Here is a 6,118-nt window from a genome sequence, read left to right as displayed (position 1 = left end):
AGTGAATTTACGTCTTGTCGTGCTCACAAGAACACCTTCCCGCAGAATCCAAGGATCCCGCTACTTCAGGTGTCCACCAACAGAGGTTAACCCCATTTGGTCGGCCACTTCCTACGTTTGGCGCCCATGCCCTGAGCCTAACGGCGAGGTCAATAGTTCCCTTGAGGAAGACCGGAACTAGGTGGGGGCATCGAACGTCGAAACAGTCCCCGCACAGCTATGACGGCTACCCGGCGGACGATACCGGAGCATGGGTAGATTATCCCTACGGTCTGCCTCTCTGGATCGATGATCCATAACGATCTTTTGTAAGTTTCGTTTTATCGGATGACCGGTGCAGCGCCCGGTAGAGGATCCCTTACTGAACGGTGAGGTGCTCTCATGAGCGGGCGAATCTTCAAATAGAATGACTTCATGCTTGAGATTCGACCCAACTGTGAATGCTGCAACCGTGATATTGCACCGGCTGATGAGGCATTTATATGCACTTTTGAATGCACATGGTGCCCAAGTTGCGTCGAACGGTTCCCCAATCGGGCCTGTCCTAACTGCGGCGGCAACCTTCAACTCCGTCCTACCCGCCCAGCAGCAGCGTTGGTGTCCAATCCACCCAGCACGGTAAGGGTTGTATCCCCTCGATGCTATGAGCAGCTCGCCACGATCTAACGAACGCCGTGGTGAGACGCTAAACCTCATCTGCCCGTAAGCCGATCCCCGACCGGGACGCCCTGCGGCATGGCGCGCTAGCTGGTGTGGTCCGCCCAGCGCTGCGCTGATCGCGGTGAACTACCTGCTCGTACGTGACGCCAGGTGAGTAGCGTTGCAATAAGACACATAAGCGCTGCTCCTGTGAAGGCTACTCCGTGCGTGGTGGAGGGCCCGCTCACATCGAGTGCGACGAGGGCCGCCAAGCCGATGGTGTTTCCTGTTTGCTGAGCTGTGGTCAGGACGCCGGAGGCGACCCCGCTCAGCGCGGCGGGGAAAGCTTCGGTCACGAGATCCGCGACAGTGCTGATGGCGACACCCATGCCGGCGCCAAAAAGCACACTGATGGACATGATCAGGGACGTACTGCCGAAGGCTGTAGTTCCTGCCAGTGCTCCCAACGCGACGGTCATCACGGCCACGGCACACATTGCAGCGCCCTTAGTGCTGATCTTCTGACTGAGGTGGTGCGTGTTCGCGGAAGCGATGAACGCTGCGACCGACATCGGCAGAAACGCCAGGCCTGTGCCCAGTGGTGTGAGTTGTTGGTGGAGCTGGAAGTACAGGGTGAGGAAGTAGAACGCACCTGTCATCGCTCCGCCGATGAAGAACATCGCTGCGGGCAGGACCCATAGGTTCTGCCCTTCGAGATGCCGCAGGGGAATGAGCGGCTCCGGTGACCACTTGCTTTCGATCAGGACGAACAGCACCATAGCCACCACCGCGATGGCGGCCCAAGCTCCAGGACCGACGCTGAGCAGCGGCGATTCGATGGTCGCGAACACCAGGGTCAGGGAGGTCACAGCGACCGTGCCGGCAAGGGCTCCGGCGGTATCCAGCCGCCGTCCGCGTCCTGCGGTCTCTCTGGTGGGTGGAAGGGTGGCGATGAGGGCGATGAGGCCAACGGTGAGTGGAACGTTGACCAGGAGCGCCCATCTCCACGTCGCTCCCTCGACGAGGAGCCCTCCAGCCAGGACTCCGATAGCACCACCACTACCGGAGGCGGCCCCCCAAAGCCCGAACGCCCGGGCCCTTGCGGGCCCTGATGGGAAGTGAGCGGAGAGCATGGAGAGGGTGGCCGGGGACATGAGGGCTGCTCCGACGCCCTGGCTGACTCGCGCGCAGGTCAGCGTCGTGGCATCAGGTGCCATTCCTCCCAGGGCGCTCCCCGCGGCAAGAACAATCGTCCCAACGAGCAGGACCCGTCGTGCCCCGTACCTGTCGGAGAGTTTGCCGGAGAGCAGCAGGAGCCCTGCGATAGGTATGGCGAACGCGTTCACGACCCAGGGCAGGTAGGCGGCTGCTATATCGAGCTCAGCAGCGATCTCGGGCAGGGCGACGGTGAGGATCGAGCTATCAAGGACCACGATCAGTTGCGCCAGGCAGCATGCGGCCAGCAGAAGGGTTGATGGTTTCACGGGTGCAGGCGGATGAGGACGTTACCCCGGTACCGGCCTTCAAGGAGACCGTCCAGGACAGTAGGAGCTACGTCGAGGCCGCCGTCGACGATGGTGTGCGGGAAGACGAGCCTGTCTTCGGCGAGCCACTGCCCGTAGTGAGAACCCCAGGCTGCGAGCTGATCGGGGGTGTGGTGGGTCGAGAACGGGCGGATGGTGAGTTGTTTGACGATCGCGGTCATGATGTCCAGCCGAGGGGAGCCTTGATCACCGCCGGCGATCTGTCCGGCCAGCGCGCCACAGAGCGCGAATCGGGCACCTGGTGCCGCTGCCTGCACGGCTGCCTCGAATTGTGATCCGCCGACAGTGTCGAAGAAGACGGAAATCCCCTCCGGTGCCAGGTCGGCGAGTTGTTCTTCGACGAGTCCGTCCCGGTAGTTGATGCCGGCGTCGAAACCGAGCTCGTCCACGAGGTACTTAACCTTCTCCGGGCTGCCGGCACTACCGATGACCTTGGCGGCGCCCAGTGCCTTCGCGATTTGCCCGGCCAGGGATCCCACTCCGCCTGCAGCTCCACTGACAAACACCACGTCCCCTTCCGTCACAGCGGCAATGTCCGCCATCCCGTGGAACGCGGTCACGCCCTGGTTCAGGACGTATTCCCTGCCCGGCAGATACTCCATCGGAACCGGGTAGAACGCCGAAGCCTCATCAACGCTTTCCTCCTGCCATCCCTTCATGTGCTGCACAACAGTGCCGACGGGCAGGTCGGCAGCTGACTCGATCACGGTGCCGACAGCACCTCCCCACAATGCTTTTCCGAGGGGGTACGCCGGCATCGGCAGTCCCGGGCTCTCACTCATCAGGTCAGCCATGACAGCGGTGACCTGCATGAAGTCGTTGAGCACCCTGACCTGCCCGACTTGCAGCGGGGAGCGTTCACCCTCCTGAATGCTCACACACCTCGACGGCAGGACCTCCGGTCCGGGGCGGTGCTGGGAGAGGACAACTTCGCGGGAACTGGTGGATGAAGCGAACGTCATGATCGTGGCCCTTGTGAGTAGGAGAATGCCCGGGCCGTTTCCCGGACGAGACCCACCGTAGAAGGACTACCGGACAGCTCTTGTCCGGTAGGGACGGCAGGATGGGGAGCATGTGGGACACCTCCGAACGACTGCTGAAACTCCTGTCCCTCCTACAGCTACAGGGGAGCTGGAGCTCTGATGCCCTGTGTAAGGAACTGTCGGTTACGTCCCGGACCATCAGCAGGGACATCGTCAGGCTCCGGAACCTCGGCTACCCCGTGACGACGACGAAAGGACTCGGCGGCGGGTACTCGCTTGAAAAGGGAGCGGTTCTTCCGCCGATCATGTTCAACCTGGAAGAAGCTACTGCGGTCCTACTGGCCCTCCGCCTCAGTCCCACCTCTAAAACCACCGGCCGGGTGGATGCAGCGACTGCCCTCGAGAAGCTGCACTACGCGATGCCCAAGCCCCTCAAAGCGGCGACACAAGCCCTGGCAACCCACAGCACCTCCCTCGACCTTGGAAACCTCGTCACCGACGAGGCCCCGGACACCGACGCTGGAACTCTCTTGTTGCTGAGTAGGTCCTGCCGGGACCGACGGCAGGTCACCTGCACGTACCAGCACCACAATGGACATACTCGCCCTCGCCGCATCGAACCCCTCCACTTGGTGCACACCATGAACCGCTGGTACCTCATTGCCTACTGCACCCAGGACGAGGACTGGTCCATCCTCAGAGTCGACCGCATCTCCGACCCCGAGCTTTCACCCCACTCCGCCCACGCCCGACAGCCACCAGCAGAGAACCTTGACGAATACGTCAGCCGTGCCGTGTCAGCAGGATGGCAACAGGTCACAGCAACCGTCCGAGTTCACGCACCGAGGGCGAACATCATGCACTGGATTTCCCCAGCATGGGGCACAGTCACCGAAGAAACTAGTCGAACCTGCATAGTGCGGGCCGGCGCCGACAGTTACGACGCCATCGCACGGTGGCTACTCCTCACCACGGCAGAAATCACCGTCCTCACCCCACCGGAACTCGCACACGCCTTCCAGGACATCGCGAACCAAGCCCAACGAACAGCCGATTCCTGACCTGCTCCAAACGCCCGTAAAGGGATCCTTTATCGGTCGCTTTTAGACAGCGCCCCGGCGGCGGCGCCCGTGTCCTTCCCCCGGCTAAGCTGGAGCCACGTAGCCATTTAGGTGGGGGGACCTCAATGACAGATCTTCAGCACGCCGAGAAATCTGAAAGCACAACCACGTGGTCGCGGCGCTGTCGGCGCATGACGCTGATCTACGGCGTCGCAGTTTTCGTCTTCCAGCTGCCTTTGATTGTGGGTCTCTTCCTACTCAGCTTCTGGCTCCTGAACGTTGCCGGGCCGCTTTTGCGAGGGGACGTCGCATTCGGCCATCCTGCCTACGAATATCTGCAGAGCTCGAAAGACCTGCTTGTCGCAGCCTTTGGAGTGCTGACCGCGACACTGGCCCTCTCCTCGGTCCTGCTGCACCGCTGGTGGAAACGCTCTACGGCAGCCCTGGGTCCAATGCCGGCGGAGCTGCGTCCGAAGACCTTCAAGGCCTGGACCCGGCAGAGGCGAATCATTAAAGTCACCTACCTCGCAGGCGGGGCAGCACTCCTGTGGATATTGGTCCTGACGGTGACCAAGGTTGCCTCCGGGGTGCAGGCCTACGAAGCATGGGCCGCCCTTGGCGAAGTCGGGTTCGACGATCCAGGCTACGACGAAGCGCACTCCCTGCTCGATATGTCCATTGCCCTGGGCGGTGTCGGTGCCATCGCTTTCAGCATCCTCAGCGTTTCCTGCTGGCGTAGCTACGGTCGGGTGCAACAGGTGCTGGGTCCAGAACCTGCCCGAGTCACGATCCGCGAACTGGACGAACTAAACGTCAACCAAAGGGATTAGTTAGCCGAGTGCATAGCGCCCGCTCAGGATCCTTGAGCGGACGCACCGGCTGCTGACGGTTCGCAGTGATGCCGGCCTTTTGCAGCGCTGTTTGGTGAGCAGCGCACAGTGGCTTCAGCTGGTGCCTCTAATGTGGATCCATGGTGAACAAATCTGATGTTCGTGGCGCTGTGCCTGCAGATGCGCCAGCACGCCGCACTGTCGGTGATAAGGGTGGAATATGGATGCTCGCGGCAATAGCCCTGACGTTCCTCACGGTCGGGCTGTGGGGTGGGGCCGGCGGTGTCTACTCCGCACATCAGGATCGTGAGCTGGTGTCCAACGGAGTCCACAGCATCGGCAGGGTCACGGCGGTCAATTTCAAGACCTACCGATATAGCAAAGTGTTCACAATCACGACTGTCCCCTTCGTCGCCGGTGATGGCCGACAGTATTCGGCCGAGGGGCGTGAGAGATACAACGAGAGGCGCGATGGACCTAGGAACGAATTCGCTGCGGAACTCATGGGCCGTGAGCTGACTGTCTTCTACGATCCGGCTGATCCTGGCAATTCCGTCATCGAAGGACAGGAACGACCCTACGCCGGTCCCATCATTCTTCTGACCCTTCTCGGTGGGCTGGGCGCCTTCGGCTGCCTTATCACCTTGTTCGGATTCATCGGGTTGCGCCAGGCGAAAAGGAACCTACAAGCGCTGTCGTAGTCCGAGCGAGGTTGTCCGATGAAGCAAGCTTCATCATCCTTCGCAGCTCCAACATGTGAATGGGACCCGCTGCGTTGCGTCCGGACGCCTGCTAGGCCTGGCGAGCGGCAAGGATGCCAAAGCGCGCCTCACCTTAGGTAACTTTTTGTACCGGGCAGCAGACCCGAACGCTCGGGGCGGGCAAGGAATGCATAAGGATGCTCTCAACTTGCCCGCCCCGTGTTACTGGTGTTGCTCTGGCCGTCTCAAGCTGTCCGACGACCAGGTGTTACTGGTGTTGCTCTGGCCGTCTCAAGCTGTCCGACGACCAGGTGTTACTGGTGTTGCTCTGGCCGTCTCAAGCTGTCCGACGACCAGGTG

At 61.4% G+C, this 6,118-nt stretch carries 6 protein-coding genes; 4 read left to right on the top strand and 2 right to left on the bottom strand.

What is annotated here, in order from left to right; genetic code table 11:
* The first annotated feature begins 414 nt into the window (after nt 1-414).
* A complete protein-coding gene (locus tag ABIB51_RS22830; protein ID WP_354191657.1) occupies nt 415-666 on the top strand; it encodes a DUF1272 domain-containing protein in 252 nt (83 codons plus the stop codon).
* A gap of 77 nt (nt 667-743) precedes the next feature.
* Here ABIB51_RS22830 and ABIB51_RS22825 read toward each other — a convergent pair whose 3' ends face one another.
* Together ABIB51_RS22825 and ABIB51_RS22820 are read right to left on the bottom strand one after the other, a co-directional pair.
* Complete coding sequence (locus tag ABIB51_RS22825) at nt 744-2,123, bottom strand: MFS transporter (RefSeq protein WP_354191656.1); 1,380 nt, start codon at nt 2,121-2,123, stop codon at nt 744-746.
* Nucleotides 2,120-3,145, bottom strand: coding sequence for a zinc-binding dehydrogenase (locus ABIB51_RS22820; protein ID WP_354191655.1), 1,026 nt, complete (start codon nt 3,143-3,145; stop codon nt 2,120-2,122). Before ABIB51_RS22820 ends, ABIB51_RS22825 begins: the two co-directional genes overlap by 4 nt.
* A gap of 110 nt (nt 3,146-3,255) precedes the next feature.
* Here ABIB51_RS22820 and ABIB51_RS22815 point away from each other — a divergent pair, with 110 nt between their 5' ends.
* The 3 genes from ABIB51_RS22815 (at nt 3,256) to ABIB51_RS22805 (ending at nt 5,758) form a co-directional block, all read left to right on the top strand.
* On the top strand, nt 3,256-4,227 hold the full coding sequence (locus ABIB51_RS22815) for a helix-turn-helix transcriptional regulator (protein ID WP_354191654.1): 972 nt from the start codon (nt 3,256-3,258) through the stop codon (nt 4,225-4,227).
* Nucleotides 4,228-4,418: 191 nt separating this feature from the next.
* Entirely contained in the window at nt 4,419-5,057 is a 639-nt protein-coding gene (locus ABIB51_RS22810) for a hypothetical protein (protein WP_354191652.1), read from the top strand.
* 140 nt (nt 5,058-5,197) lie between these two features.
* Nucleotides 5,198-5,758, top strand: a complete 561-nt coding sequence (locus ABIB51_RS22805; RefSeq protein WP_354191651.1) for a DUF3592 domain-containing protein — start codon at nt 5,198-5,200, stop codon at nt 5,756-5,758.
* Nucleotides 5,759-6,118: the final 360 nt, after the last annotated feature.

Source organism: Arthrobacter sp. UYCu712, assembly GCF_040547005.1.
Lineage (GTDB): Bacteria > Actinomycetota > Actinomycetes > Actinomycetales > Micrococcaceae > Arthrobacter.
This window is presented reverse-complemented; position numbering and strand designations above follow the sequence as displayed.

Coding starts and splice junctions, on each gene's coding strand:
- ABIB51_RS22830 (WP_354191657.1), top strand. CDS start 415: ATGCTTGAGATTCGACCCAACTGTGAATGCTGCAACCGTGATATTGCA.
- ABIB51_RS22820 (WP_354191655.1), bottom strand. CDS start 3,145: ATGACGTTCGCTTCATCCACCAGTTCCCGCGAAGTTGTCCTCTCCCAG.
- ABIB51_RS22815 (WP_354191654.1), top strand. CDS start 3,256: ATGTGGGACACCTCCGAACGACTGCTGAAACTCCTGTCCCTCCTACAG.
- ABIB51_RS22810 (WP_354191652.1), top strand. CDS start 4,419: ATGACGCTGATCTACGGCGTCGCAGTTTTCGTCTTCCAGCTGCCTTTG.
- ABIB51_RS22805 (WP_354191651.1), top strand. CDS start 5,198: ATGGTGAACAAATCTGATGTTCGTGGCGCTGTGCCTGCAGATGCGCCA.